At 72.7% G+C, this 24,288-nt stretch carries 24 protein-coding genes; 12 read left to right on the top strand and 12 right to left on the bottom strand.

Translation table 11 applies throughout. From position 1 onward, the window contains the following. Position 1: 1 nt before the first annotated feature. Positions 2–832, bottom strand: coding sequence for a TIM barrel protein (locus ACF08B_RS14235; protein ID WP_392317586.1), 831 nt, complete (start codon positions 830–832; stop codon positions 2–4). 160 nt (positions 833–992) lie between these two features. Here ACF08B_RS14235 and ACF08B_RS14240 point away from each other — a divergent pair, with 160 nt between their 5' ends. From ACF08B_RS14240 to ACF08B_RS14275, 8 genes are all read left to right on the top strand, one after another. Continuing rightward, entirely contained in the window at positions 993–1,256 is a 264-nt protein-coding gene (locus ACF08B_RS14240; protein ID WP_093473705.1) for a hypothetical protein, read from the top strand. A 47-nt stretch (positions 1,257–1,303) separates the two neighbouring features. Continuing rightward, positions 1,304–1,615, top strand: coding sequence for a helix-turn-helix domain-containing protein (locus tag ACF08B_RS14245; RefSeq protein ID WP_371127852.1), 312 nt, complete (start codon positions 1,304–1,306; stop codon positions 1,613–1,615). A 128-nt stretch (positions 1,616–1,743) separates the two neighbouring features. After that, positions 1,744–2,256 carry a 2-oxo-4-hydroxy-4-carboxy-5-ureidoimidazoline decarboxylase gene (gene uraD, locus ACF08B_RS14250; RefSeq protein WP_392317587.1) on the top strand — a complete coding sequence of 171 codons (513 nt, stop codon included), beginning with the start codon at positions 1,744–1,746 and terminating at the stop codon, positions 2,254–2,256. A gap of 4 nt (positions 2,257–2,260) precedes the next feature. Continuing rightward, positions 2,261–2,656, top strand: a complete 396-nt coding sequence (uraH, locus tag ACF08B_RS14255) for a hydroxyisourate hydrolase (protein ID WP_093473700.1) — start codon at positions 2,261–2,263, stop codon at positions 2,654–2,656. A 4-nt stretch (positions 2,657–2,660) separates the two neighbouring features. Then, entirely contained in the window at positions 2,661–3,584 is a 924-nt protein-coding gene (gene pucL, locus ACF08B_RS14260) for a factor-independent urate hydroxylase (protein WP_392317588.1), read from the top strand. A gap of 64 nt (positions 3,585–3,648) precedes the next feature. After that, on the top strand, positions 3,649–5,061 hold the full coding sequence (locus ACF08B_RS14265; protein ID WP_392317589.1) for a nucleobase:cation symporter-2 family protein: 1,413 nt from the start codon (positions 3,649–3,651) through the stop codon (positions 5,059–5,061). Between the two features lie 70 nt (positions 5,062–5,131). Further along, complete coding sequence (locus ACF08B_RS14270) at positions 5,132–6,517, top strand: 8-oxoguanine deaminase (protein ID WP_392317590.1); 1,386 nt, start codon at positions 5,132–5,134, stop codon at positions 6,515–6,517. A gap of 267 nt (positions 6,518–6,784) precedes the next feature. Next, the gene (locus ACF08B_RS14275) at positions 6,785–8,152 is read left to right on the top strand and encodes a nucleobase:cation symporter-2 family protein (protein ID WP_392317591.1); all 1,368 of its coding nucleotides are present in this window, start codon (positions 6,785–6,787) and stop codon (positions 8,150–8,152) included. A gap of 73 nt (positions 8,153–8,225) precedes the next feature. Here ACF08B_RS14275 and ACF08B_RS14280 read toward each other — a convergent pair whose 3' ends face one another. Further along, positions 8,226–9,023 (bottom strand): helix-turn-helix domain-containing protein, encoded by a 798-nt coding sequence (locus ACF08B_RS14280; protein ID WP_392317592.1) that lies wholly within the window; start codon positions 9,021–9,023, stop codon positions 8,226–8,228. Between the two features lie 95 nt (positions 9,024–9,118). On the opposite strand from ACF08B_RS14280, the gene ACF08B_RS14285 reads away from it, so the two are divergent. Further along, a complete protein-coding gene (locus ACF08B_RS14285; protein ID WP_392317593.1) occupies positions 9,119–9,973 on the top strand; it encodes an SDR family oxidoreductase in 855 nt (284 codons plus the stop codon). 56 nt (positions 9,974–10,029) lie between these two features. On the opposite strand, the gene ACF08B_RS14290 is transcribed toward ACF08B_RS14285, so the two are convergent. The 5 genes from ACF08B_RS14290 to ACF08B_RS14310 all read right to left on the bottom strand — a co-directional run bounded on the left by ACF08B_RS14290 (position 10,030) and on the right by ACF08B_RS14310 (position 15,164). After that, positions 10,030–10,452, bottom strand: a complete 423-nt coding sequence (locus ACF08B_RS14290; protein WP_392317594.1) for an acyl-CoA thioesterase — start codon at positions 10,450–10,452, stop codon at positions 10,030–10,032. 53 nt (positions 10,453–10,505) lie between these two features. Beyond that, positions 10,506–11,138 (bottom strand): hypothetical protein, encoded by a 633-nt coding sequence (locus ACF08B_RS14295; protein WP_392317595.1) that lies wholly within the window; start codon positions 11,136–11,138, stop codon positions 10,506–10,508. 88 nt (positions 11,139–11,226) lie between these two features. Further along, a complete protein-coding gene (locus ACF08B_RS14300; RefSeq protein WP_392317596.1) occupies positions 11,227–11,826 on the bottom strand; it encodes a histidine phosphatase family protein in 600 nt (199 codons plus the stop codon). Between the two features lie 113 nt (positions 11,827–11,939). Then, positions 11,940–13,745 (bottom strand): trypsin-like serine protease, encoded by a 1,806-nt coding sequence (locus tag ACF08B_RS14305; protein WP_392317597.1) that lies wholly within the window; start codon positions 13,743–13,745, stop codon positions 11,940–11,942. Positions 13,746–13,955: 210 nt separating this feature from the next. Further along, positions 13,956–15,164 (bottom strand): pyridoxal phosphate-dependent aminotransferase, encoded by a 1,209-nt coding sequence (locus ACF08B_RS14310; RefSeq protein WP_392317598.1) that lies wholly within the window; start codon positions 15,162–15,164, stop codon positions 13,956–13,958. Positions 15,165–15,251: 87 nt separating this feature from the next. Between ACF08B_RS14310 and ACF08B_RS14315 the strand changes: the two genes are divergently transcribed. After that, positions 15,252–15,878: a winged helix-turn-helix transcriptional regulator gene (locus ACF08B_RS14315; RefSeq protein ID WP_392317599.1), complete on the top strand. Its 627-nt coding sequence runs from the start codon at positions 15,252–15,254 to the stop codon at positions 15,876–15,878. A gap of 58 nt (positions 15,879–15,936) precedes the next feature. Here ACF08B_RS14315 and ACF08B_RS14320 read toward each other — a convergent pair whose 3' ends face one another. From ACF08B_RS14320 to ACF08B_RS14330, 3 genes are read right to left on the bottom strand one after another with little or no spacing between them, the layout of a single operon-like run. Continuing rightward, positions 15,937–16,737: a hypothetical protein gene (locus tag ACF08B_RS14320; protein ID WP_392317600.1), complete on the bottom strand. Its 801-nt coding sequence runs from the start codon at positions 16,735–16,737 to the stop codon at positions 15,937–15,939. Further along, positions 16,737–17,999, bottom strand: a complete 1,263-nt coding sequence (locus tag ACF08B_RS14325) for a VWA domain-containing protein (protein WP_392317601.1) — start codon at positions 17,997–17,999, stop codon at positions 16,737–16,739. The genes ACF08B_RS14320 and ACF08B_RS14325 overlap by 1 nt, the downstream gene beginning before the upstream one ends. A 9-nt stretch (positions 18,000–18,008) precedes the next feature. Then, on the bottom strand, positions 18,009–19,550 hold the full coding sequence (locus tag ACF08B_RS14330) for an IucA/IucC family protein (protein WP_392317602.1): 1,542 nt from the start codon (positions 19,548–19,550) through the stop codon (positions 18,009–18,011). A 173-nt stretch (positions 19,551–19,723) separates the two neighbouring features. Here ACF08B_RS14330 and ACF08B_RS14335 point away from each other — a divergent pair, with 173 nt between their 5' ends. Continuing rightward, positions 19,724–21,223, top strand: a complete 1,500-nt coding sequence (locus tag ACF08B_RS14335; RefSeq protein ID WP_392317603.1) for an IucA/IucC family protein — start codon at positions 19,724–19,726, stop codon at positions 21,221–21,223. Between the two features lie 49 nt (positions 21,224–21,272). Here the strand turns inward: ACF08B_RS14335 and ACF08B_RS14340 are convergent, their stop codons facing one another. Next, positions 21,273–21,977 (bottom strand): haloacid dehalogenase type II, encoded by a 705-nt coding sequence (locus tag ACF08B_RS14340; protein WP_392317604.1) that lies wholly within the window; start codon positions 21,975–21,977, stop codon positions 21,273–21,275. A 228-nt stretch (positions 21,978–22,205) separates the two neighbouring features. Between ACF08B_RS14340 and ACF08B_RS14345 the strand changes: the two genes are divergently transcribed. Beyond that, the gene (locus ACF08B_RS14345) at positions 22,206–22,838 is read left to right on the top strand and encodes a TetR/AcrR family transcriptional regulator (protein ID WP_392317605.1); all 633 of its coding nucleotides are present in this window, start codon (positions 22,206–22,208) and stop codon (positions 22,836–22,838) included. Between the two features lie 43 nt (positions 22,839–22,881). On the opposite strand, the gene ACF08B_RS14350 is transcribed toward ACF08B_RS14345, so the two are convergent. Continuing rightward, positions 22,882–24,258 carry a helix-turn-helix domain-containing protein gene (locus ACF08B_RS14350; RefSeq protein WP_392317606.1) on the bottom strand — a complete coding sequence of 459 codons (1,377 nt, stop codon included), beginning with the start codon at positions 24,256–24,258 and terminating at the stop codon, positions 22,882–22,884. Between the last annotated feature and the right edge of the window lie 30 nt (positions 24,259–24,288).

Here is a 24,288-nt window from a genome sequence, read left to right on the forward strand (position 1 = left end):
TTCAGCGCGCTTCGCGCGGGAGCCACGCGAAGGCCTCGGCGCTGGGACGGTCGCCCGGCTTGTACTCCAGGCCGACCCAGCCGTCGTAACCGGCCTTCCGCAGCCGGTCCAGCAGCTCCTCCAGCGGGAGTGAGCCGGTGCCGGGGGCGCCGCGGCCGGGGTTGTCGGCGATCTGCACGTGCCCGGTCCTCGCCGCGTACCGGTCGATCACCGAGGGCAGGTCCTCGCCGTTCATCGACAGGTGGTACAGGTCCATGAGGAACTTCGCGTTCCCGAGGCCCGTGGCCGCGTTGACCTTGTCGACGACGTCGATCGCGGCCGGCGCCGACACCAGCGGGTACAGCGGCGACTCGGGCTGGTTGAGCGCCTCGATCAGCAGGATCGCGCCGATCCGGTCGGCGGCCCGGGCGGCGAGCACCAGGTTCTCCAGGGCGAGCGCGTCCTGTGCGGCCGGGTCCGCGCCGTCGACGCGGTTGCCGTACAGGGCGTTGAGGGCCTTGCAGCCGAGCGACTGCGCGAACTCCGCGGCCACGTCGACGTTGGCGCGGAACCTCGCCGACTCCTCACCCGGGACCGACAGGGCGCCGCGGTCCGGGCCCGGCAGCTGCCCGGCGTAGAAGTTCAGCCCGGTGAGCTGGACGCCCGCGTCCTCGATCGCCTTCTTCAGGGCGTCGAGCTCGGACCGCTCGGGGGTGGGGGAGTCGATCCAGGGCCACCACAGCTCGACCGCGGTGAAGCCGGCCGCGGCGGCGGCCGCGGGACGCTCCAGGAGCGGGAGTTCCGTGAAGAGGATCGACAGGTTGACGTTGAAGCGCTGGTCTGCGAATCCCATTCGGGCCGCGCTCCCTTCCGTGGTTCTGGTTTCCGTATAGCGGAAGTTCGTTTCTGCTTAATGGAAGATTGCCGTCGGGTGTCGGCGCTTGTCAAGAGGGCCCGGCGGCCCGTCCTCACCGGGCCGCCCCAAAACCCGCGGCGCGCGTTAGGTTGTGCGCGTGCGATTGAGAGTGGAGTTCACGACCGAACCCTTCGACCTGGAAGAGGCGCCCGCGCACGCCCTCGTGGCGCGGCAGGTCCTCGAGGCGGCCGAGTTGGACGCCGTGGACGTCGGCCCGTTCGGCAACACGGCCGAAGGGGCCGCCGACGGCGTGCTCACCGCCGTCGACGCGCTGCTGCGCAAGGCCCTGGAGGCCGGTGCGACCCGGGTCTCGCTCCAGGTCAACGTGATCGAGGACGCGAGCGGGGAGGGCGACAGTTGACCGGGGACGAGCCCTTCATCGCGGCCGTGAAGCCGTTGATCGACGCCATGGGCGGGGAGATGCTTCCGCCGGACGAGGCCGGTCCGGAGGACGTCGTCCTGGCCTGGGAGGGCGTCGACGTCCTCGCCGTACGCCTGCCCCAGCTCGCCGACTCCCTCGACCACATCCTCGCCGCCATGGAGCGCAGACAGGGCCGGCCCCTGGCCGACCTGGACCGCAAGGCCAAGCAGGAGGTCGTGCGCATACTGGAGGCGCGGGGCGCCTTCGCCGTGCGGCACGGCGTGGAGACGGTGGCGGGTGCACTGGGTGTCAGCCGCTTCACGGTCTACAACTACCTGAACCGGGAGAAGGGGGCCTGAGCGGCCCCGGGCGCCTCCGCGGCTTGTTACGCGGATTTTTCAACAAAGTGTTGACGTGATGTTTCCGAGGGCGTTAGCTATCGGCAGCCCGTTCAGCACGAAGGCCCATCGCGGCCACGGAGGCTCCCGTGACGTCGACTTCCACGCCCCCGGGCCTCGCCCGGTTCAACGACCTGGAGGAGGACGCGGCCTTCGCCGCCCTCCACGAGGCGTGCGCCTCCACCGAGTGGGCCCGGCGGCTGCTCGCCGCCCGCCCCTATCCCACCGCCGAAGCGCTCTACGCGGCCGGTGACGCCGCCACGGCCGAGCTGGCCGCCGAGGACCTCGACGAGGCGATGGCCGGGCACCCGCCGATCGGGCGTCCCCAGCCCGGCGACCCGACCTCCGCCCGTGAGCAGCGCGGCATGGCCGGCGCCTCCGAGGACCTCAAGGCGGAGATGCTCGAGCTCAACCTGGCCTACCAGGACAAGTTCGGCCATGTCTTCCTCATCTGCGCCACCGGCCGTACCGGCGAGCAGATGCGCGACGCGGTCAAGGAGCGGATCGGCAACTCGCCCGAGCAGGAGCGGGAGATCGTCCGCACCGAGCTGGGCAAGATCAACCGCATCCGACTGGCCCGACTCGTCGAAGAGGACGCCTGACACCATGAGCACCAGCACCACCGCCTCCGTGTCCACGCACATCCTGGACACCTCCGTCGGCCGCCCCGCCGAGGGCGTCGCCGTCCAGCTCGCCGCCCGCAGCGGGCGCGACGCGAACTGGCAGGCGCTCGGCGGCTCCGCGACCGACGCCGACGGCCGGTGCAAGGACCTGCCGGCCCTGCCGGAGGGGACCACCCACGTACGGCTCGACTTCGCCGTCGAGCCGTATTTCGAGAAGAAGCAAGCCGATGCGCAGCAGGACGCCCCCGCGAATCGGGACAGCGGAACCGGTGTGTTCTTCCCGGAGGTGGCGATCACGTTCGCCGTCGTACCGGGCGAGCACTACCACGTGCCGCTGCTGCTCAACCCGTTCGGCTACTCCGTTTACCGAGGGAGCTAGCTAAATGCCCACGATTCTGGGACAGAACCAGTACGGCAAGGCCGAGAACCGAGTCGTCAAGATCACGCGGGACGGCGCCACCCACCACATCAAGGACCTCAACGTATCCGTGGCGCTGAGCGGCGACATGGAAGAGGTCCACTACTCCGGCTCCAACGCCAACGTCCTGCCGACCGACACCACCAAGAACACGGTGTTCGCGTTCGCCAAGGAGCACGGCATCGAGTCCGCCGAGCAGTTCGGCATCCACCTCGCCCGCCACTTCGTCACCTCGCAGGAGCCGATCCACCGCGCCCGGATCCGCATCGAGGAGTACGCCTGGGAGCGGATCGAGACCTCCGACGCCAACTCGAAGTTCATCGGCTCGGACGAGGTCAAGCACTCCTTCGTGAAGAAGGGCCAGGAGACCCGCCTCACCCAGATCACCTACGACGGCCGGAAGTGGGAGGTCGTCTCCGGCCTCAAGGACCTGACGGTGATGAACTCGACCAACTCCGAGTTCTGGGGCTACGTCAAGGACAAGTACACCACCCTCCAGGAGGCGTACGACCGCATCCTGGCGACCTCGGTGTCCGGCCGCTGGCGGTTCAACTGGACCGACGACGAGCAGAAGATGCCCAACTGGGAGAAGTCCTACGAGCAGGTCAGGAAGCACATGCTCCAGGCCTTCGCCGAGACCTACTCCCTCTCGCTGCAGCAGACGCTGTACCAGATGGGCTCGCGCATCATCAACAACCGCGGCGAGATCGACGAGGTCCGCTTCTCGCTGCCGAACAAGCACCACTTCCTGGTGGACCTGGAGCCGTTCGGCCTGAAGAACGACAACGAGGTCTACTTCGCCGCCGACCGCCCCTACGGCCTCATCGAGGCCACCATCCTGCGGGACGGCTGTGAGGCCCTGATCCCGGTCGACACGACCAACCTCTGACGCGGGACGCGCGCCCCCGGCCCCGCCACCCGTGCCGGGGGCCCGCCACACCGGAGGGAACGAAATGGCACAGCCTGCGAAAGGGCCCGCCACGGCCCTGGGTCCCACCCCGCCGGCGCACACCGACGACGCCGTCACGTCCGTGCACCCGGTGGACGAGAAACTCCACGTCACCCGGCTCGTCCCGGCCGCGCTCCAGCACATCGCCGCGATGTACGCGGGCGTCGTCACTCCTCCGCTCATCATCGGCCAGGCCTGCGGACTCGACATCGCGGCCCGCACCCGGCTCATCGCCGCGAGCCTGCTCATCGCGGGCGTCGCGACCATCCTCCAGACCATCGGCGTCAAGGGCCTCGTCGGCAACCGCCTGCCCTTCGTCAACGCCGCCTCCTCCGCCGGCATCGCCCCGATCCTCGCGATCGCCGAGACCAGCGGCAAGGGGCACCAACTCCCCGCGATCTACGGCGCGGTGATGGTCGCCGGGGCCTTCTGCCTGGCGCTCGGCCCGTTCTTCGGGCGGCTGCTGCGCTACTTCCCGCCCCTGGTCACCGGCGTCGTCATCACCCTGATCGGCGTCACCCTCATGCCCGTCCCCGTCGGCTGGGCCCAGGGGGGCGACAAGACCGCCGCCGACTTCGGCGCCATGCGGCACCTCGCGCTCGCCGGCTTCACCCTCGCCGTCATCCTGCTGATCCAGCGCTTCGGCAGGGGATTCGTCAAGCAAGTGGCACTGCTCTTCGGGCTGTTGATCGGCACCCTGGCCGCGATCCCCTTCGGCATGGCCGATTTCAGCGGGCTGCGGTCCGCGCCGGTCGCCGCGCTGCCCACCCCGTTCGCCTTCGGCACCCCCGAGTTCCGGCCCGCGGCCGTGCTGTCGCTGTGCATCGTGATGCTCGTGCTGATGACCGAGAGCTCCGCCGGCATGCTCGCCCTCGGCGAGATCTGCGACCGCCGTGCCGACGCGAGGACCATCACCCGCGGCCTGCGCACCGACGGCATCGCCACCCTGCTCGGTCCCGTCTTCGGCGGCTTCCCCACCTCCGCCTTCGCCCAGAACGTCGGCGTCGTCTCCCTCACCCGGGTGCGCAGCCGCTACGTCGTCGCCGTCGCCGGCGCCACCCTGCTGGTCCTCGGCGCCTTCCCGGTGCTCGGTGCCGTCGTCTCCCTGGTCCCCATGCCGGTCCTGGGCGGCGCGGGCATCGTGCTCTTCGGCTCGATCGCCGTCAGCGGCATCCGTACCCTGTCCGAGGCGGGGCTGGACGACAGCTCCAACATCATCCTGGTGGCCGTGGCGCTCGGTGCCGGCATCATCCCGCTGGCCGCGCCGACCTTCTACGCGGACTTCCCGGCCTGGGCGCAGACCGTGCTCGGCTCCGGCATCAGCGCGGGCGCGCTCGTCGCCGTGCTGCTCAATCTCTTCTTCCATCACCTCGGCACCCGGAGCGGCAGGCCCGCTCCGGCACTCAAATCCTCCTAGGGTCCTGCCGTGCCCTCCCCGTGGACACCGCTTCGGTCCACGGGCCGCCACTGAAAGAAAAGGAAGCACCATGGCACCATCGGCAGCCCAGCGCATCGTCATCGAGAACTGCGCGATCGCGACCGTGGACGCGGGCGACACGGAGTACGCCTCCGGGTACCTGGTCCTGGCCGGCAACCGGATCGAGTCGGTCGGCGCGGGCAAGGCCCCCGAAGGCCTCGAGGACGTGGTGCGCCGGATCGACGCGACCGGCCATCTGGTCACGCCCGGTCTGGTCAACACCCACCACCACTTCTACCAGTGGATCACCCGGGGCCTGGCCACCGACCACAACCTGTTCAACTGGCTGGTCGCGCTCTACCCGACGTGGGCGCGCATCGACGAGCAGATGACGTACACGGCCGCCCAGGGGTCCCTCGGCATGATGGCCCGCGGCGGTGTCACCACCGCGATGGACCACCACTACGTCTTCCCGCGGGGCTCCGGCGACCTGTCCGGCTCGATCATCCGCGCCGCCGCGGAGATGGGCGTACGGTTCACGCTGGCCCGCGGCTCGATGGACCGCAGCGAGAAGGACGGCGGCCTGCCGCCGGACTTCGCCGTCGAGACGCTGGAGGGTGCGCTCGCCGCCACCGAGGAGACCGTCAAGAAGCACCACGACGCCTCGTTCGACGCCATGACCCAGGTGGCCGTCGCCCCCTGCTCCCCGTTCTCCGTGTCCACCGAACTCCTCCGGCAGGGCGCCGAGCTGGCCCGCCGGCTCGGAGTACGGCTGCACACCCACGGCTCGGAGACCGTGGAGGAGGAGAAGTTCTGCCACGAGCTGTTCGGCATGGGCCCGACGGACTACTTCGAGTCCACCGGCTGGCTCGGTGAGGACGTGTGGATGGCGCACTGCGTCCACATGAACGACTCCGACATCGCCGCCTTCGCCCGTACGAAGACCGGTGTCGCCCACTGTCCCTCGTCCAACGCCCGGCTCGCGGCCGGCATCGCCCGCGTGCCCGACATGCTCCGGGCCGGTGTCCCGGTCGGTCTCGGCGTGGACGGCACCGCCTCCAACGAGTCCGGTGAACTCCACACCGAACTGCGCAACGCCCTGCTGATCAACCGCCTCGGCGCCCACCGCGAGGCCGCCCTCGACGCCCGCCAGGCGCTGCGGCTCGGCACGTACGGCGGCGCCCAGGTGCTCGGCCGGGCCGGGCAGATCGGCTCGCTGGAGCCCGGCAAGCTCGCCGACCTGGTGCTCTGGAAGATGGACACGCTCGCCCACGCCTCCATCGCCGACCCGGTGACCGCGCTCGTCTTCGGCGCCGCGGCCCCGGTCACCGCCTCCTTCGTCAACGGCCGGCAGATCGTCGAGAACGGCCGCCTGCTGCACGTCGAGGAGGACGCCATCGCCCGCTCCACCCGCGAGGAGGCCCAGCGCCTCGCCCGGATCGCCGCCCAGGGCTGATCCACACCCCACACTCCGGCGCCCCACCCCCGTGGCGAGGCGCCGGCGGACTCCGGCCGGGAGGGACGGCTCACGGCCGGAGCCGTGGATCCGAGCGGGATCCACGGCAAGCCGTCTCCGGGGCGCGTGCGCCCGCGCGCGCCCCGGAACGGTCACCGCTCCACCGCTCACCGCTCGAGCGCCACCCCGTCACGGTCCCGCACGACCACACGCACCACCTCCCAGAAACCCACGTCGACGACGTGTTACCCGCCCGGAGGAGCAGCCGTGGCCGCCCATCCTGTTGACGAGAAACTCTCCCCCCTGAAAATGGCGACCAGCGGCCTGCAGCACGTGGCCGCCATGTACGCCGGAGTAGTCGCACCACCCCTGATCGTCGGCGCGGCCGTGGGCCTGAGCGCGACCGATCTGACGTTCCTCACCGGCGCCTGCCTGTTCACCGCGGGCCTCGCCACCTTCCTGCAGACGCTGGGCATCTGGAAGATCGGCGCCCGGCTGCCCTTCGTCAACGGCGTCACCTTCGCCGGTGTCGCCCCCATGACCGCCGTCGTCGCCTCCACCGAGGACAAGTCCGACGCCCTGCCGATCATCTTCGGCGCGGTCATCGTCGCCGGCCTCCTCGGTTTCGTCGCCGCGCCCTTCTTCAGCAAAGCGATACGTTTCTTCCCGCCGGTCGTCACCGGCTCGGTCATCACCCTGATCGGTGTGTCCCTGCTGCCGGTCGCCTTCGGCTGGGCCCAGGGCCCCGATCCGAAGGCCGACGACTACGGCTCGACCACCTTCCTCGCCCTCGCCGGCATCACCCTGCTCATCGTCCTGCTGCTGCGCCGCTTCACCCGCGGGTTCGTCAAGCAGATCGCCGTGCTGCTGGGGCTGATCGTCGGCACCCTCGTCGCGATCCCGTTCGGTGTCACGGACTTCAGCCCCGTGGCCCACGCCGACGTGGTGGGCTTCCCGACGCCGTTCCACTTCGGCGCCCCGCAGTTCCAGCTCGCCGCCATCCTCTCGCTGTGCGTGGTGATGGTGGTCTCCATGACCGAGTCCACCGCCGACATGCTGGCCCTCGGCGAGATCGTCGAACGACCCGCCGACGAGCGGACCATCGCGGCCGGCCTGCGCGCCGACACCCTCGGCTCGGCGCTCAGCCCGCTGTTCAACGGCTTCATGTGCAGCGCCTTCGCCCAGAACATCGGCCTGGTGGCGATGACCCGGATCCGCAGCCGGTACGTCGTCGCGACCGGTGGCGGCTTCCTCGTCCTGATGGGCCTGTGTCCGATGGCCGCCTCGCTCATCGCGGTCGTGCCCCGCCCGGTCCTCGGCGGCGCCGGCATCGTCCTGTTCGGGTCGGTCGCCGCGAGCGGCATCCAGACCCTGATGCGGGCCGGCCTCGAACGGGACAACAACGTCCTGATCGTCGCCGTCTCCCTCGCCGTGGGCATCATCCCGATCACCGCGCCCGGGTTCTACCACGCGTTCCCCGAGACCGCGAAGATCGTCCTGGACTCGGGCATCTCCACCGGCTGTGTCACGGCCGTGGTGCTCAACCTGCTCTTCAACCACCTCGGCAAGGGCCGCGAGGCCCACGACGTCACCCACCCGATGGAGGCGGGCGAGGAGATCGCGGCCGTGCACTGACAGTGCGGCGGGCCACGGAGAAGACCGCCGGGGCCCGTCCGCCGTCACGACCGGAGCCCTGGACGAACAGGCCTCAGCCGCCCGCCGCCGCCCGGCAGGGGGTCGTCGAGGGCAGCCGGCCGGTGACGTACGAGCGGGGCGGTACGCCCATCAGGGACCGGAAGTCGGACGTCATGTGCGACTGGTCGTAGTACCCGGTGGCGACCGCGAGTTCGGACCAGGAAGCCGTCGCGGCCCGGGTGACGACCGTGCGCACCCGGTCGATGCGCGCGTAGTGCTTGGGGGAGACCCCCACCCCCTCCGCGAACAGGTTGCGCAACTGGCGCTCGCTCACCGACAGTTCACGAGCGACGTCACGGACCTGGGCGGGGGCCCGGTCCGCCCGGAGCGACAGCGCGTCGGCCCCGGCCCGCACCAGGGCCGTACGGCCGTGGTCCGCGGCCGCCGGCAGCGTCTCGGGGAGCGCCTCGGCCAGATACGGCACCACCTCCTCGGGCTCCAGGCGGCGCAGCTTCCTCGCGAGCCGCCGCGCCGTCCCGCCGGGCAGCCGGTCCAACGGCACGGCCCGGCCGACCAGTTCGGCGGCCGGGACGCCCAGCAGGGGCAGGGCGGTTCCGGGCGCGAGCCGCAGCTCCAGACAGGACAGATGGGCCTTGCCCTCGTGGTACGAGGCGCGTACCCGCGGTCCGACGGCCAGCACGTCGTGGTGCCCGTCCGCCGACATCCGCAGCACCACCTTGGTGACCGCGTCGGGCAGATGGACGAAGGCGGCCCCGCCAGGATCGGCGAGGGACACGTTCCGCACCCCGGTGATCCAGGGGAGCAGCATCTCCGTTGTGTTCAAGGCCAGTTCGGCGGTCGCGTTCGGCACCTCACCAGCCTAGGCGCGCGGCACGCTCCCGGGACGGGCGAAGCGTGCCGGTTTTTCCAAGAGCGGCGGACCCCGTCCGGGCCACCGTGGACCCCATGATCCTGGTGACGGGTGCCACGGGCACCATCGGAAGTGACGTCGTACGACAGCTCGCGGAGCGCGGCGACAAGGTCCGCGCCCTGACGCGCGACCCGGCGAGGGCGAAGGCGCCGCGGGGCGTGGAGGTGGTGCGCGGGGACTACGGCGACCCGGGCTCCCTCGACGGCCCGATGGAGGGGGTGACGGCCGTGTTCCTCGTCGGTGTCACGGGCCCCTCCGCGCAAGCCGACAAGGTGCTCGTGGCCGCGGCGGCGAAGGCGGGGGTACGACGGCTGGTGAAGCTCTCCGCCATCGGCACCGGGGATCCCGAGGCCGGCCCGTTCGGTCTGTGGCACGCGGACGGTGAGCGCGCCGTGCGGGAGAGCGGGGCCGAGTGGACGGTCCTGCGGCCCTCGTCGTTCGCCTCCAACACGCTGAGCTGGGTACCGGCGCTCCGGGACGGCGAGCCGGTGCCCAACATGACCGGGGACGGGGCCTCCGGGGTGATCGACCCGAGGGACGTGGCCGAGGTGGCGGTGCGGGCCCTGCTCGACGACGGGCACGCCGGACGCACGTACACCCTGACCGGTCCCGAGGCGATCAGCGTCCCGGAGCAGGCCGTCGTCCTCGCCTCGGTCCTCGGCCGCCCGGTCAGGACCCGCGACCTGTCCCCGGAGGGAACCCGTGAATTCCTCCGCACCGTCTGGGGCTTCGACGAGACGCAGGCCGAGGGCGTCCTGACCGCAACGGCCCATGTCCGCCGCGGCGGCAACGCGCTGGTCACCCCGGACGTGGCGGAGGTACTGGGCAGGAGGGCCCGGCCCTACCGGGAGTGGGCCGAGGACAACCGGGCGACTTTCGGGAGGAGTTGACCACACTCAGGGCGCGCCCGGTCCCGAAGGGGTGGCCGGGCCGGCCCGCGCGACCGCTACAGCCCGAACAGGCCCAGATCGGTGGCCAGTTCCTGGAAGATCTCCCGCGGATCGGGGAGCAGCTTGCGTTCCGCCAGGTTCAGCATGCCGCCCACCGCGGTGAGCTCCGCTGCGACGGTGCCGTCGGCCTTGCGGATCTCCTGCCGGATGCGGAAGGTCTTGCCGCCGCCCCACTCGAACGCGCAGGACACGTCGACCTCGTCACCCGCGAGCAGCTCGCGCCGGTAGCGGATCGTTGTCTCCAGCGCCACCGGGCCCACGCCCCGGCCGACCAGCCGGGCCTGGCTGATCCCGGCCGCCTGGAGCAGCGACCAGCGGGCGTGCTCCGCGTAGTTGAGGTACACCGCCTGGTTGAGGTGCCCCTGTACGTCGGTCTCGTACCCGCGGACGGTCACACGGACGGAAAACGGTTCGGACACCTGCTCGCCCTTCTCACGTTCGGATCTCCGGTGCACCGATCATGGCACGGGGGTCACACCCGGCGCGGCGAGGCCAGCAGATAGCGCGCCCGGCTCCGCGGCTCGGTGTACTCGCCGGTCTGCCAGCCGGCCCCCTCCAGCGTGGCCGCGCAGGCCGCCAGCGACTCCGCGTCCGGCGCGTACACGGCCACCGCCTCCGGCTGCGGCGTCGCCCGCACCCGGTAGCCGTCCGTGTCCCCGCCCGCCGGGTGGTGGCCCGCCGCCTCCAGGGCCAGGGCGGCGGCCCGCACCAGATGCGCGCGCTCCCAGCCGCAGGGCCGGTCCGTCGCACCGTCGGGATGGGTCATCCGGCGCAGTTCCATCAGCCCCTGCCAGGCGCCGTGCACCTCGCGCCGCCGGGCCGGACCGGAGGGCGGGGCCTCCTCCTCGCCGCCGACCCGCGCCGCGAACACCCCCGTCGCCGGCCGCTCCTCCCGCGGCGCCTCGGGTGCCGCGTCCGGCACCGCCTCCCGTATCCGGTGCCCGGCCGGGGTCAGGAAGTGGTCGTGCGGCGGCCGCGGGTGCCGGAAGGCGAGGCCCCGCTTCACCAGCGCGGCGAGCTGTGCGTCCGTGCCGCGCAGCCGGCCGGTGACCGCGTCGGCGGCCTCGATCACCCGCCGCTGGGCGGCGGTCGGCGGTCGTGTCACGGCGCGCTCCTTGTGATGCCGTCCCCCGGGGACCGCCCCGGTGGACGCCCCTCTTCGCAGCGTACGACCCGGGTCCGACAGCCCCGCCCTACTCCGGCGGCCGGATGTTCCACCCCGCCACCACCGGGCGGCCGTGCTCCGTGCCGAGACGGCACAGCGTCCCCGTCGCCAGCTGGAACAGGGCGCCGTGCCGCGGGGGGAGACCCAGGCGGCGGGCGGTGAGGACGCGCAGGAAGTGACCGTGGGCGACCAGCACGACGACCCCCTCCGTGTTGGCGAGGGCGGCGTCGACCTTGCCCAGCATGCGGTCGGCGCGTTCCCCGACCTGCTCCGGGCTCTCGCCCGGATGGTCCGGCGGGCCGGGCGCGACCCCGTCGTCGAACAGGAACCAGTCGGGCCGGGTCCGCTGGATCTGCACGGTGGTCACGCCCTCGTACCCGCCGTAGTCCCATTCGCGCAGGTCGGCGTCGACCCGCGGGTCATGGATGCCGATGAGCTCGGCGGTCTCCCGGGCCCGCTGCGAGGGGCTGACGAACGCCGCCCCGATCCGGTGCGAGCGGATCAGCGGCACCAGCCGGCGCGCCTCCTGCCGCCCGTGCTCGGTGAGGGGTACGTCGGTCCAGCCGGTGTGCCGTCCGGAGCGCGACCACTCGGTCTCACCGTGCCGGACGAGAAACAGGTCACCCACGTCAGCGCCCTTCCCGCTCGCCTGCCAGCGCTCCCAGCACTGTCAGCACTCCCAGCACGGTGCCACAGGGCGGCCGCGGCCCGCAGGGCGGACTGCGCCAGACGGCCGCGCGCTCAGGTGCCGGGGTGGACCAGCGTCCGCTCGGTGCCGAGCGTCCTGGGGCGCGTGTCGGCGTACAGGGTGGTCTCGCCGTCGGACCAGCGGACGACCAGGTCGTTCGCCGTGTGGTCGCCGGTGAGGTCGCCGGCCGTCATGACCTGGGCGTGCTTCCACAGGCCGTTCGGGCCGCGCAGCCGGGACTTCGTGCCGAGCCCCGCGGCCGAGGTGCCCGCGTAGGTGTCGAGCGTGCCGTCCGTCCGGCGCACGAGCAGGTCCCAGTCGGCGGTGCGGCCGAAGTTCCCGCCGGTGAGCAGGGCCGCCTTGGTCCAGGTGCCGTTCGCGGCGACGAGCTGCCTGCCGGTGCCGAACGAGTTCGCCGTGATCTTGGTGTAGACGCTCACCCGGCCGTCCGACCAGCGGACCAGCAGGTCGGTCGCGCCCGCGCCGCCGTGGAACTGCCCGGCCGTCAGCTGCGCGGCGTTCTTCCAGCCGGAGCCGGGGCCGGCCATGCGTATCTCGCGGCCTGTGCCGGACGCGCCGAGGTCCGGGTACAGGGTCACCTCGCCGTCGGACCAGCGCACCAGCAGGCCGTCGTGGCCGGCGCCGGCGAAGGTCCCGCCGGTGAGGGACCGGGCGTGCTTCCAGGTGGAGTTGGCCTTCCGCAGCCGCAGCTCGGTGCGGAACCCGCCGTCGCCGTCGCCGGGATGCAGGGTGACGGCGCCGTCGGACCAGACCACGACCAGGTCGCCCCGCCGGTCGCCGGTGTAGTCGCCGGAGGCCATGAGCGCGGCCTTGCGCCACCGCGTGGCGCCTCCCGCCAGCTTCTCGCCCAGGCCCTGGTACGGCGGCTGGTCGGCGGGCGGGGTGCGGTCCGCCACGGCGGCGTCGAGGAGCTTCTCGGCGTCGGCGCCGAACGCGGGGGCGTAGCTGATGTAGTCGGCGTTCGCGTCGTTGCCGCCGCCGTTGTAGCCGCCGAGGTTGCCGATCACGTGCCCGGAGCGCGCGCCGTCCTTGTAGTCGGTGATCCACGGGCTGCCGGACACACCGCCGTAGTAGCCGCCGCAGGTCATCGACATCTGCCGGTAGCCGCGCAGCTGCTTGGTGGGCACGGTGCACTTCACCGCGCGCCCCGCGCCGTTGTGCCGGTACGAGGGATAGCCCACGACGGTCACGCCGCGGTGGTCGTACCCGCCGGCCCGGGTGAAGGTCAGCCCGCCGCCCACGGCGTCCTGCAGCGAGGTGCCGTGCTGGTTGGCGGAGACCCGGGCGAACGCGGTGTCCAGGTCGGACGAGGCCTTCTTGGTGGTCGTACCGCCCTTGTCGGGCTGGTACCGCGGGTCGATGAAGACGCGCTTGACGGGGAAGATGCCGTAGGGCTGCTGGTCGGGTCCGGCGCCCTTCACGAACTTGGGGACGAAGATGTAGTCGCCCTTCATGTTCATCGCGCAGTGGGCCGCGGTGAGCACGATGTTGCGCGCCGACGTGTCGATCACGCTGCCGGTGCAGTGCCAGGTGGTGCCGCGCGGTCCGTCGGAACCGAAGAACGTCCCGACGAGCCGGGTCCCCTTGTAGAGGGTTCCCTGGGGCCGGTGCGCCGCCGCGCTCCCGGGCCGCGTCCGCCCCGGCGGCGCCTGGCGTACGGCGTCCAGCGGTGCCGCGTCGGCCATGCGCTCGGCGGTCCAGTACCGGGCGGCGTCCTCGGCCTCCTGCCCGTCCGCGGGCCAGGGCGGTGAGGACGGCGCGGCCTGGGCGGCCGGGGCCGCGAGCCCGAGGGCCGCCGCGCACAGGGCGGCGAGGGCCGCGCGGCGTCGGTGATACATGAACAAGGGTGCTCCCCGTGGTCGTTGGAACCGGACCAGGGGGAACGGCGGTGCGGCGCTGGTCAGGCGCGCACCGGCGGTCCGTGTGACCTGTCCTCCGCGGCGCGTGGCGCCCGGGGCGGAGGCGCTCCCCCGGTCATGAGGAGCGATCTTCGCACACGTGCGCGAAAAGGTGCCACCGAGGCGGCGGCTCCCGCGGCACCGGTCGCCCTACTGCCGGTATCCGCCGAGGAACCGGCCGATCCGGCCGATCGCCGCCTCCAGGTCGTCCGCGTGCGGCAGCGTGAGGATGCGGAAGTGGTCGGGGGAGGGCCAGTTGAAGCCCGTGCCCTGCACCACCTGGATCTTCTCCCGCAGCAGCAGGTCGAGGACGAACTTCTCGTCGTCGTGGATCGCGTGCACCTTGGGGTCGATGCGCGGGAAGGCGTACAGGGCGCCCTTCGGCTTCACGCAGGACACGCCGGGGATCTCGTTGAGCCGCTCCCAGGCCACGTTCCGCTGTTCGTGCAACCGGCCGCCGGGCGCGGTGAGTTCACTGATCGACTGGCGTCCGCCGAGCGCGGCCTGGATCGCGTACTGGGCGGGCGCGTTGGCGCACAGGCGCATGGAGGCCAGCATGGTCAGGCCCTCCAGGTAGTCCTTGGCGTGCTGCCTGGGTCCGGTGACGGCCAGCCAGCCGGAGCGGAAACCGGCCACGCGGTACGTCTTCGACAGGCCGCAGAAGGTGAGGACCACCAGGTCGGGGGCGAGCGCGGCGGCGGAGTGGTGGACCGCGTCGTCGTACAGGATCTGGTCGTAGATCTCGTCGGCGAACACCATCAGGCCGTGCCGGCGGGCGAGGTCCAGGATGCCCTCGAGGACCTCCTTCGGGTACACGGCGCCGGTGGGGTTGTTCGGGTTGATGATGACCACGGCCTTGGTCCGGTCCGTGATCTTCGACGCCATGTCGGCCAGGTCCGGGTTCCAGTCGGCCTGTTCGTCGCACAGGTAGTGCACCGCCTTGCCGCCCGCGAGGGTCGTGACGGCGGTCCAGAGGGGGAAGTCCGGTGCGGGGATGAGGATTTCGTCGCCGTCCTCGACCAGCGCCTGTACGGCCATGGAGACCAGCTCCGAGACGCCGTTGCCCAGGAAGACGTCGTCCACGTCCACGTCGAGGCCCACGTTCTGGTAGCGCTGGGCGACCGCGCGCCGGGCGGAGAGGACACCGCGCGAGTCCGTGTAGCCGTGGGCCCGGGGCAGCATCCGGATCATGTCCTGGAGGATCTCCTCCGGCGCCTCGAAACCGAAGGCCGCGGGGTTGCCGGTGTTCAGGCGCAGCACGCTGTGCCCCGCCTCCTCCAGGGCGTTGGCGTGCTCGATCACCGGGCCGCGGATCTCGTAGCAGACCTCGCTGAGCTTGTTCGACTGCCGGAACTCCATGCGCCGCTTCCCCTCCGGTATCTGGTGTTACTTGGTTTTACCAAGTGTGAGCTTGGAAAGTCCAACAACCCGTCTAGACTGCGCCGCATGTCACCTCGCCGAAGCTACGACCAGTACTGTTCCGCAGCCCGTGCCCTCGACCTCGTCGGCGACCGCTGGACGCTGCTGATCGTCCGGGAGCTGCTCGCCGGCCCGCGCCGCTACACGGACCTGCACGCGGACCTGCCGGGCGTGAGCACGGACGTACTCGCCTCCCGGCTGAAGGACATGGAACGCGACGGCCTCACCACGCGCCGCAGGCTGCCCCCGCCCGGAGCGGCCTACGTGTACGAACTCACCTCGCGGGGGCGTGAGTTGCAGCCGGTACTGCAGGCGCTGGGGAGCTGGGGCGAGGCCGAACTGGGGGAGCGGCGCCCGACGGACGCGGTACGCGCCCACTGGTTCGCCCTGCCGCTGCTGCGCGCGCTGGAGGGCGAGGGGGTCGTCGAAGTGCACCTGGAAGAAGGTGACTTCCACCTGTTCGTGGCCGCCGAGGAGGGGCCGGTGTACGGCGACGGGCCGGCCCCGGCCGGGCCCGACGCACGGCTCGCGCTGGACGCGGCCACCGCTGAGGCCATCGCCCGGGGGGAAGCGCGGCTGCCGGACGCGGTACGGGACGGCCGGGTGACCGTGACGGGCGACGGCACCCTCGCCAAGGCGCTCCGGGAGGGGTGAGGGGGAACAGCAGAAGGCCCGCCGGGTGGGCGGGCCTTCTCCGGGTCACGGTGTGCGGTCAGGCGCCCGGGGGCACCCGGGAGGGGCGGCCCGAGCCCCGGGTCAGGGCGTAGCCGCCGATGCCCGCCAGCGCGGCGAGCACCGCGCCGATCCCGGTCCACACCCAGCGGTCGGACCACCAGCCGGAGGACCAGCCGTCGTCCGAGCCGAAGCTGGACAGCACCGCCGCCTTCGAACCGTCCTTCTCCTCGTCGGACTTGACGGCGACACCGGGCACGAGCGGCTTGCCCAGCGAGCCGTCGACGGCCGCCGCGCCGCCGATGTCCTTGGAGTCCACGCGGACTTCGGTGCTCACCGGAAGGCCGAGGTCGGAGGAGCCGAGGTCCAGCACGGTCAGCCGGACGTAGTAGGTGCCCGGCAGCGGGTCGTTCCCCCAGGGCTCCGACCAGCCGCGCACCGTGCGCAGCACACAGGCGAGCTCCATCGTGGAGGTGCCCTGTGCGGCGGTGCGGGACTGGGCGCCGTACTGACATGCCTGACGGCGCCGCAGTCCGTCGTACACGTCCAGCTGCCAGGTCTGCGAGCCGTGCGTGTCGGGCAGCTTCACCGTGGCCTCGACGGTGGGCCGCTGCCCGGTGTCCGCCGGGAACGACCAGTACAGGTAGTCACCGGTGGAGCCGGACGCGGTGGCCTCCTGCCCCTGCTCGATCTCCGTGGCCGTGCGGAAGGAGGTGCCCGCCTGGGTGGGGGCCTTGTCGTCGCCGGAGGCGCTCGGCGAGGGCGAGGAGTCGGCGGCGGCCGGCCCGGCGGCCAGCCCCAGCGCCAGCAGCGCGGTGCCCAGTACCCGTGTGATACGCATCAGTTCGTCCTCCAGACCGCGAGCCGCCAGCGCGACAGCCAGCCCCACAGCAGACCGGCGACGAAGCCGATCAGCACCAGCACGCCCAGCAGCCACCAGCCGCGCCCGAGCCCGAAGGCGGCCACGTCCCGGTGACCCGAGGGCCCGTCCACGACGTCGACGGTCAGCTCCAGCGGCAGACCGGGCGTCGTCTTGACGCCCGCCGCGGCCGAGAACGACTGGGTGACCTGGAGGCACACGGTCTCGGCGGACGCCGTGTCGTCGTCGCTCTCCGCCTTCGGGTAGCGCAGACCCGTGGAGATCACGTCGGTGCGGCCGGTGCCCGCCGCCTCACCGCGCACGATCTCCCGCCCGTGCAGGGTCACCGCCCGCAGCAGCACCCCGTAGTGGGGGTTCACGGCCCGGTCGTCCGCCACGCTCACCGAGGCGCGCAGCTCCTGGCCGGGCTCGACGTCCACCTTGTACCAGCGCTGCTGCCCGAACTCCTCGCGGTCGGTGTACAGCCCGGACTTCAGCGCCGGTGCCTTCTCGCACCGGTCCGCGCCCTGCGTCGCCACCGGCGTCACCACCGGATCGGCCGCCCGGTCGACCAACTGCCCGACCCGGTCGCTCAGTTCCTCCTTGTGCTGCACGGAGGTGTAGGTGCCGCCGGTCGCGTCCGCGATGCAGCTGAGCTGGTCACGGGTCTTCGCGTCTGGCACCAGGCCGAGGGTGTCGATGGTCAGCCCGATGCCCTTGGCGGCTATCTCGCGGGCCACCTCGCACGGGTCGAGGGGCTGGCAGGTGTCCTCGCCGTCGCTGATCAGGACGATACGGCGGGTGCCGTCGCCGCCGTTCAGGTCGCCCGCCGCCTTCAGCAGGGCGGGCCCGATCGGCGTCCAGCCGGTCGGCGACAGCGTGGCCACGGCCGTCTTCGCGTCGGTCCGGTCCAGCGGGCCGACCGGGTAGAGCTGTTCGGTGTCCTTGCAGCCCTCCTTGCGGTCGTTGCCGTGGTAGTTGGCGCCGAGCGTGCGGATGCCCAGCCGCACCTCCTCCGGCGTCGCGTCCAGCACCTCGTTGAACGCCTGCTTGGCCGCGGCCATCCGGGTGCCGCCGTCGATGTCCCGGGTGCGCATGGAACCGCTGACGTCCAGGACGAGTTCGACCTTGGGGGCGGCCTGCTCGGTCTCGTCGGCGACCGCACCGGCGGGGAAGGCGAGCCCGGCCGTCAGGGCGGCGAGCAGAGCGCAGACGCCCGCCGCCAGCCGTTGTCTTCTGATCATCGGCGGATCCTATTGATCAGACGGTCCGTGCTCCAAAACGAGCGGGTTCGGCAGCGACGTCCACTGGTCGCCCGGTGTCCCGGGGGACAGCCGCATCAGGCTCAGCGCCTTGGCCGGTACCGGTCCTTCGCGCAGGGCCCGCAGACCGGCGGTGTCCGGGAGACCGGGCAGCGCGGCGGCGAGGGCCGCGCCGAGTGCCGGGCCGGAGCCCGCCGTACCCGCCAGGGCGCCCGCCACCAGCGAGCCGAACAGCTTGCGCCGCAGGGCGGTTTCGTCGTCGGTGACCAGTCGGCCGGTGAGCGGTGGCGGGGTGATGCCGTGGCCGGCCAGGCGGGCGGGGCTGATCCGGATGTCGGCCAGATCGCGATAGACCAGCCGCCGCGGGGTGCCGTCGGCCGACAGGACGACCAGGAGGTTCTGGCCGTGTGCCTCCAGGGCCACGCCGAGATCCAGCAGGAGCAGGCCCACCGTGAGCGCCAGCCGCGCGAACCCGGCCAGCCAGTCCGGGGATTCGGGCAGCGAGGTGGTGGCGAGGGCGGCCACCGGAAGGACGTGCTCGTCCGGTGCCGCGTACTCCTCGGGCGACTCCCGCAGCAGTGCGGCCAGGTCGGCGGAGTGGGCGGTGACCGCTCCCAGGGTGCGGGTGACGTGCAGCAGCCCGCCGGTGCGCGCGGCCAGCTCCTCGCCCAGGTCGGACAGGGGCGCCGCGGCCCGCACCGAGTACGTGGAGATGTCCCGCACCGAGGAGGTCAGCCGGGCGCTCAGCGCGGTCTTCACGTGCGGGCCGCCGGGCACCGCGAGTGTCCGCAGGGACATCAGCGGATGGGCGGGCCGCCACGGGGCGCACGGCCGCCCCAGGACGTGCTCCGCCTGCCACGGGTGCACCGGCACCAACAGCCGCTCACCCTCCCGGAGTTCGTCCGGCCACTCACCCGTCGCCAGGCACTCGGCGGCCGGCACCGCCACCGCCGACAACCGCACCACCGGCCGGTGCTCCGGACCGAACGCCAACTGTTCCGCCACCGAGAACCCGGGCCGGGAACGGCAGTTGGGATGGAAGGGATGCCCGTCGACCACCCGCTGCTCCCACTCCCAGTCCCTCCTCCGGCCGCCGGCCGGGGCGATCTCCACCGGCCACCCCTTCGGGTGATCCGCGCCCGCCCGCGACAGCGCCAGCGACGCCACGCTGTCCGCCAGCTCCGCCGCGAACGCGGACCCGTGCGGCACCCCCAGCGCCGCCATCAGGCCCGCCGGATCCTCGTACCGCTCCCGGCCGAGGCGGACGCCCGTGACGTACGCGCTCGTGGCGTACGGGTCCGCGTGCGGCCCGTACAGGGTCCGGCCGTCGGCGAGCCGCAGGGCGAGGCCGTGGGCGCCCCGCACCCGGCCCGTGCACCACGGCAGCGGCTCGTGCGCGAGCGCCCGCCACAGCCTGGTCAGCACGGCGGCGCGGGCGCCCGGCAGCTCCGCCGTGTAGCGGGACAGCAGGTCCGGCCGTACGCCGGCCAGCTCCTCGGCGACCTCGGCCTCACGGGTGGGGGGTCGGTGCACGGTCGGCTCCTCGGATACACGGGCAACGGGCACGATTGTCAGGGAGGACAGACATACTGATCACCACCGGCTCCCGGACGACGGGCGAGACGTACGCGGTGTGCGACGGATCCGTCCCGCGCCGTACGACACCACATACGCGACGCCGCGATCGGCACCTGGACGAAGAACGAATGGATCGCGTGGACCACACACCCCCCACCGGCGCCGTCGGCCCCCGCGCCGACGCCTACGCGGCCGCGCCGCTGCTCAACTGCCTGCTGCGCGAGGTGGCCGAGCCCCTCCCGGACGCCGGGACACGCCGTGTCCACCGGCTGCCCAGCGGGCGGCTGCTGCGCGTGCGCGCCGGCCGGCGCCCCGCCGACCCCGAGGTCCACCGTGCCGGTGCCTGGCACCCGGTCGGCCACACCGAACTGGTCAAACTGGTCGCCGAGGAACTGCGCCGGCACACCGGACTGACCGGCGGCGACCTGCCCGCCGAGATGATCGACAGCCGGGACGCGGTCGCCGCGCTGCTCGCCGCCCGCGAGCGGGCCACCCCGCCCGGCGACCCGTACCTGCGCTCCGAGCAGTCCCTGCTCACCGGCCACCCCCACCACCCCGCCCCCAAGGCGCGCGGCGGCGGCCCGGTCGCCTCCTGGCTGCCGTACGCCCCCGAGGCCCACGCCCGCTTCCCGCTGGTGCTGCTCGGGGTCCGCGAGGACCAGGTGGCCGAGGAGGGCGACACCCGTGCCCTGGACGCCCTCGGCACCGCCCCGCCCGGCTACCGGCTGCTGCCCGCCCACCCCTGGCAGCTCGCCCTCGTCGCCCGCGAACTCGCCCCGGCGCTCGCCGACGGCCGCCTGCTCCGCCTCGGTACGACCGCCTTCGACGCCTGGCCGACGGCCGCGGTCCGCACGGTGTACGTGCCCCGGCGCGACCTGTTCCTGAAGTTCAGCCTGGACGTGCGCATCACCAACGACATCCGCCGGCTGTGGCGCCACGACCTGCGGCGGCTGCGCCGCACGGACACCGCCGCACGGCACGCCTTCGCGGCGGTGGGCCCGCCCGCGGCCTGGCTGAGCGATCGCGGCTACCGCACCGCCGCGTTCGCCTTCGAGGAACTCGCCGTACTCGTCCGCGACGGCCTGCGCGGCCATCTGCTGCCCGGCGCCACCCCGCTGCTCGCCGCGGGCCTCGCCGAGGGCTTCGACGGCAGCCCCGCCGCGGCCGCCGCCGACCCGGCGGCCTGGTGGGAGGCCTACCTGCGGCAGGTCGTCCCGCCCGCCCTCACCGCCTTCCACGACCACGGCGTGGTGCTGGAGGCCCACCTGCAGAACACCCTCGTCGCCGTGGACGCGGCCGGTACACCCGTACAGGCACTGTTCCGGGACGCCGAGGGCGCCAAGCTGCTGCCGGACGTCTCCCGCGCCGCCGGCTGGGAGCGCCTGGTGTACTGCCTGGTCGTCAACCACCTCAGCGAGATCGCCGCCGCCCTCGCCGAACACCACCCGGGCCTGGACCCCTGGCCCGCCGCCCGCCGTGAACTGGCCCGGCACGACCTGCCCGAGATCGCCGCCCTGCTCACCGCGCCCACCCTGCCCGGCAAGACCAACCTGCTGCTGCGCTGGACGGGAGCGGACGGCGCCGACGCCCGCTATCTGCCCCTGCCGAACCCGCTGAGAGCCGGCTGACGGGACCGCCGCCCCTCACGGGGAGGGAAGCCCGCCCCGGCCGGACCGGTCAGGTGTTCCCGCGGTCCGACGTCAGCACGGCGGCCAGTTCGTCGAGGCTCCCGGCGCGCCAGTCGAAGTCGTCGGAGGGCAGCGGGGTATCGCCGACCGGGCGCCGCACATAGGCGGTGCGCATGCCCAGCCGCTGCGCCCCGCGCAGATCCCAGGCGTGGGCGGCGACCATCAGGACGTGCGCGGGCGGACGTCCGACGACGTCGAGAGCGAGCCGGTAGACCTGCGGCGCCGGTTTGTAGGCGCGGGCCTCCTCCGCGGACAGCGCCTGGTGCCACCGCAGTCCCGCGTGGCAGTTCAGCCGGAGCAGCGCAGTCCGGCTCGCGTTGCTGAGTCCGAGCAGGGGAAAGCGCTCCGCGAGACGCGCCAGCCCCGCGACGGAGTCGGTCCAGGGCTCCAGCCGCTGACCGGCGGTGGCCAGCCGGTCGACGGCCCCGGGGTCGGTGAGCCCCGCGTGGTCGGCGACGCGTTCCGCCGCCTCGCGGTCGATGACCTCGCTGTCGGCGTACGGGCGGCTGCCGTCGGCGATCCGCCGCTGCTGGCTCTCGATGTGCTCCTGCCACAGGGTGCGCAGCCGCTCGACCGTCTCCTCGCCGGCGTCCGGCACCGCCTCGCGCAGGGCCGTGCGCAGCCCGCCGGGCTCGTCGACCATCGTGCCGAGGACGTCGAGGACGACCGCCTCGACGCCGGAGTTGGCTGGCATCCGTTCCCCCTGGTCTGCGTATGGACGCGGCGCGGGTGAGTGTGCGCGGCCCAGCGTGCCCCGGCGCGGTGCCGCGGATGCCGATTGCGCCATCGGCGGCATGTCGGGGAGGGATCCGGAAGTGACCTGCCGCAGGCGCGCGTTGACGGCGCGCGATGCGGAACGCCTCCGTGTTCCCGGGGCGCTCGGTGACTGTCGGAACTATACCGATCGGTGTACCGTGTGGCCGTGACTGTTGGCAACGGCACCGCAGGCCGAGGCGGCAAGAGGCGCGGGACGCAGCATCTGACCCCTGCGGGCGTGAAGATCCTCGAGACCGCGTCTCGGCTCTTCTACGAGCAGGGGATCCGTGCCGTCGGCGTGGAGGCGATCGCCGAGGAGGCGGGCGTCACCAAGAAGACCATCTACGACCGTTTCGGCTCGAAGGAACAGCTCATCGTGGCGTATCTGCGCGCCCGTGACGGGCTGTGGCGCTCCACGCTGGTGAAGCACGTCAACGGACACGACGGACCGCCCGAGCAGAAGATCCTCGCCACCTTCGACGCCCTGCGCTCCTGGATGCGGGAGCGCAACTCGCGCGGGTGCGCCTTCATCAACGCCGCCGTGGAACTGCCGGAGGACCATCCCGGGCGCAAGGTGGCCCGCGAGCAGAAGACCTGGCTCCTCACCTATCTAGAGGATCTCGCCGGACAGGCGCGCGCCGCCGACCCGGCCGCGCTGGCCGCCCAGGTGCTGATCCTCCACGAGGGTGCCTGCGTCGCCGACTCCATGCACTCCGTGGACCAGGCCGTCGACCGTGCGGCGCACATGGCCGCCGTCCTGGTCGAGAAGTCCCTCGCCGGGGCGCTCGCGCGTTCGTGAGGGACACCGCCGCCCGGCCGGGGAGCCCCCGCCCCGCGTCCTCCTAGGCGACGAGCGAGGACAGGGGTGCCGAACCCGTGGTGACCCCGTCCGGGGTGGAGCGCAGCGCCTGGATGTGCCCGGCCTCCTGGTCCATCTGGCGTGCCAGGTCCGCCGCGTAGGTCCGCAGCAACTGGTGCATGAGGTAGTGGCGTTCGTCCTGGCGGTGGATCAGGTGCACGCTGGCGAGGCCGCGCAGCATGCGCGACGCCTCGTCCTGACTGACCCCCGCGGTGGCCGCGGTGGCGTCGGCGTCGATGAGACGGCTGGGCAGCAGACCCAGCAGGCGGAACAGACGGGCACTCTGCTCGTCCAGCGCCCGGTACGACGTGGCGAAGGCGTCGCGCAGCACGACATCGCCCTCGGCCAGGTTCAGCCGGGCGCGTTCGGGCTTGAGTTCGCGGGCCAGGGCGTCGGCGCTGCGCTGCTGACGGCTCACGATGTGCTCGCCGGCCAGCACCAGGGCCAGCGGGAGCCGGCCGCAGCGTTCCGCCAGCACGTCGACGGCCGCCGGGTCGGCGTCGGCCCGCGGGTCCCCGATGATCGCCCGGATCAGCAGGGCGGCCTCCGGCCGGCACAACTCGGTGAGCCGCAGCGTGGCCGCCTCGGCCACGGACATCAGACCCGGCAGGCGTGAACGGCTGGTCACGACCACCGCACACCCGGGGGAGCCGGGCAGCAGCGGGTAGATCTGCTGGGCGTCCGCGGCGTTGTCCAGCACCAGCAGCATCTCGCGGCCGTGCAGGTACGAGCGGAACGTCGCGGCCCGCTGGTCCAGATCGGCCGGGATCCGGTCGGCGGGGACCCCCAGCGTGCGGAGCAGGTCCGCCAGGACGTCGGACGGGGCGGCCGCCGTTCCCGGTCCCGGACCCTGCAGATTGACGAAGAGCTGGCCGTCGCGGAAGTGACCGTTGCTGACGGCGTGATGCGCCCACTGGACCGCGACGGCGGTCTTGCCGACGCCCGGCAGTCCGCTGATGACCGCGACCGGCACGGCGAGGGCCTGCTCGGCTCCTCGCAGCAGTCCGTCGAGACGGCGCATCTCCTCCTGTCGCCCGACGAAGTTGCGCTTGGCCGACGGCAGTTGACCGGGGCGTACCCAGCCCCGCTGCGGCCGGGACGCGGACTCCAGGGCCAGGGCGATGGCGGCGAAGGTGGTGCCCGCGTCGAGCGCGCGGTCGCAGGCCCTCGCGAAGCTCACCGACGGGGGCCGCTTGCCGTTCTCGATCTTGCTGACATGACCCCGGTTGAAGTGTGCGCGGGTCGCCAACTGGGCGAGGGAAAGACCGCGTTGCTGACGAAGTGAGCGCAGCAGCTGCCCGAAGGACGCCGGCTCGCCGGCACTCGGTGGGCATCCGGTCTCCTGGTGCGACGTGCGCATCGGTGTGGTGCCCTGTACCGGTTCCCGTAC

This window comes from Streptomyces sp. NPDC015139, from assembly GCF_043079785.1.
In the GTDB taxonomy this organism is placed as follows: Bacteria; Actinomycetota; Actinomycetes; order Streptomycetales; family Streptomycetaceae; genus Streptomyces; species Streptomyces albidocamelliae.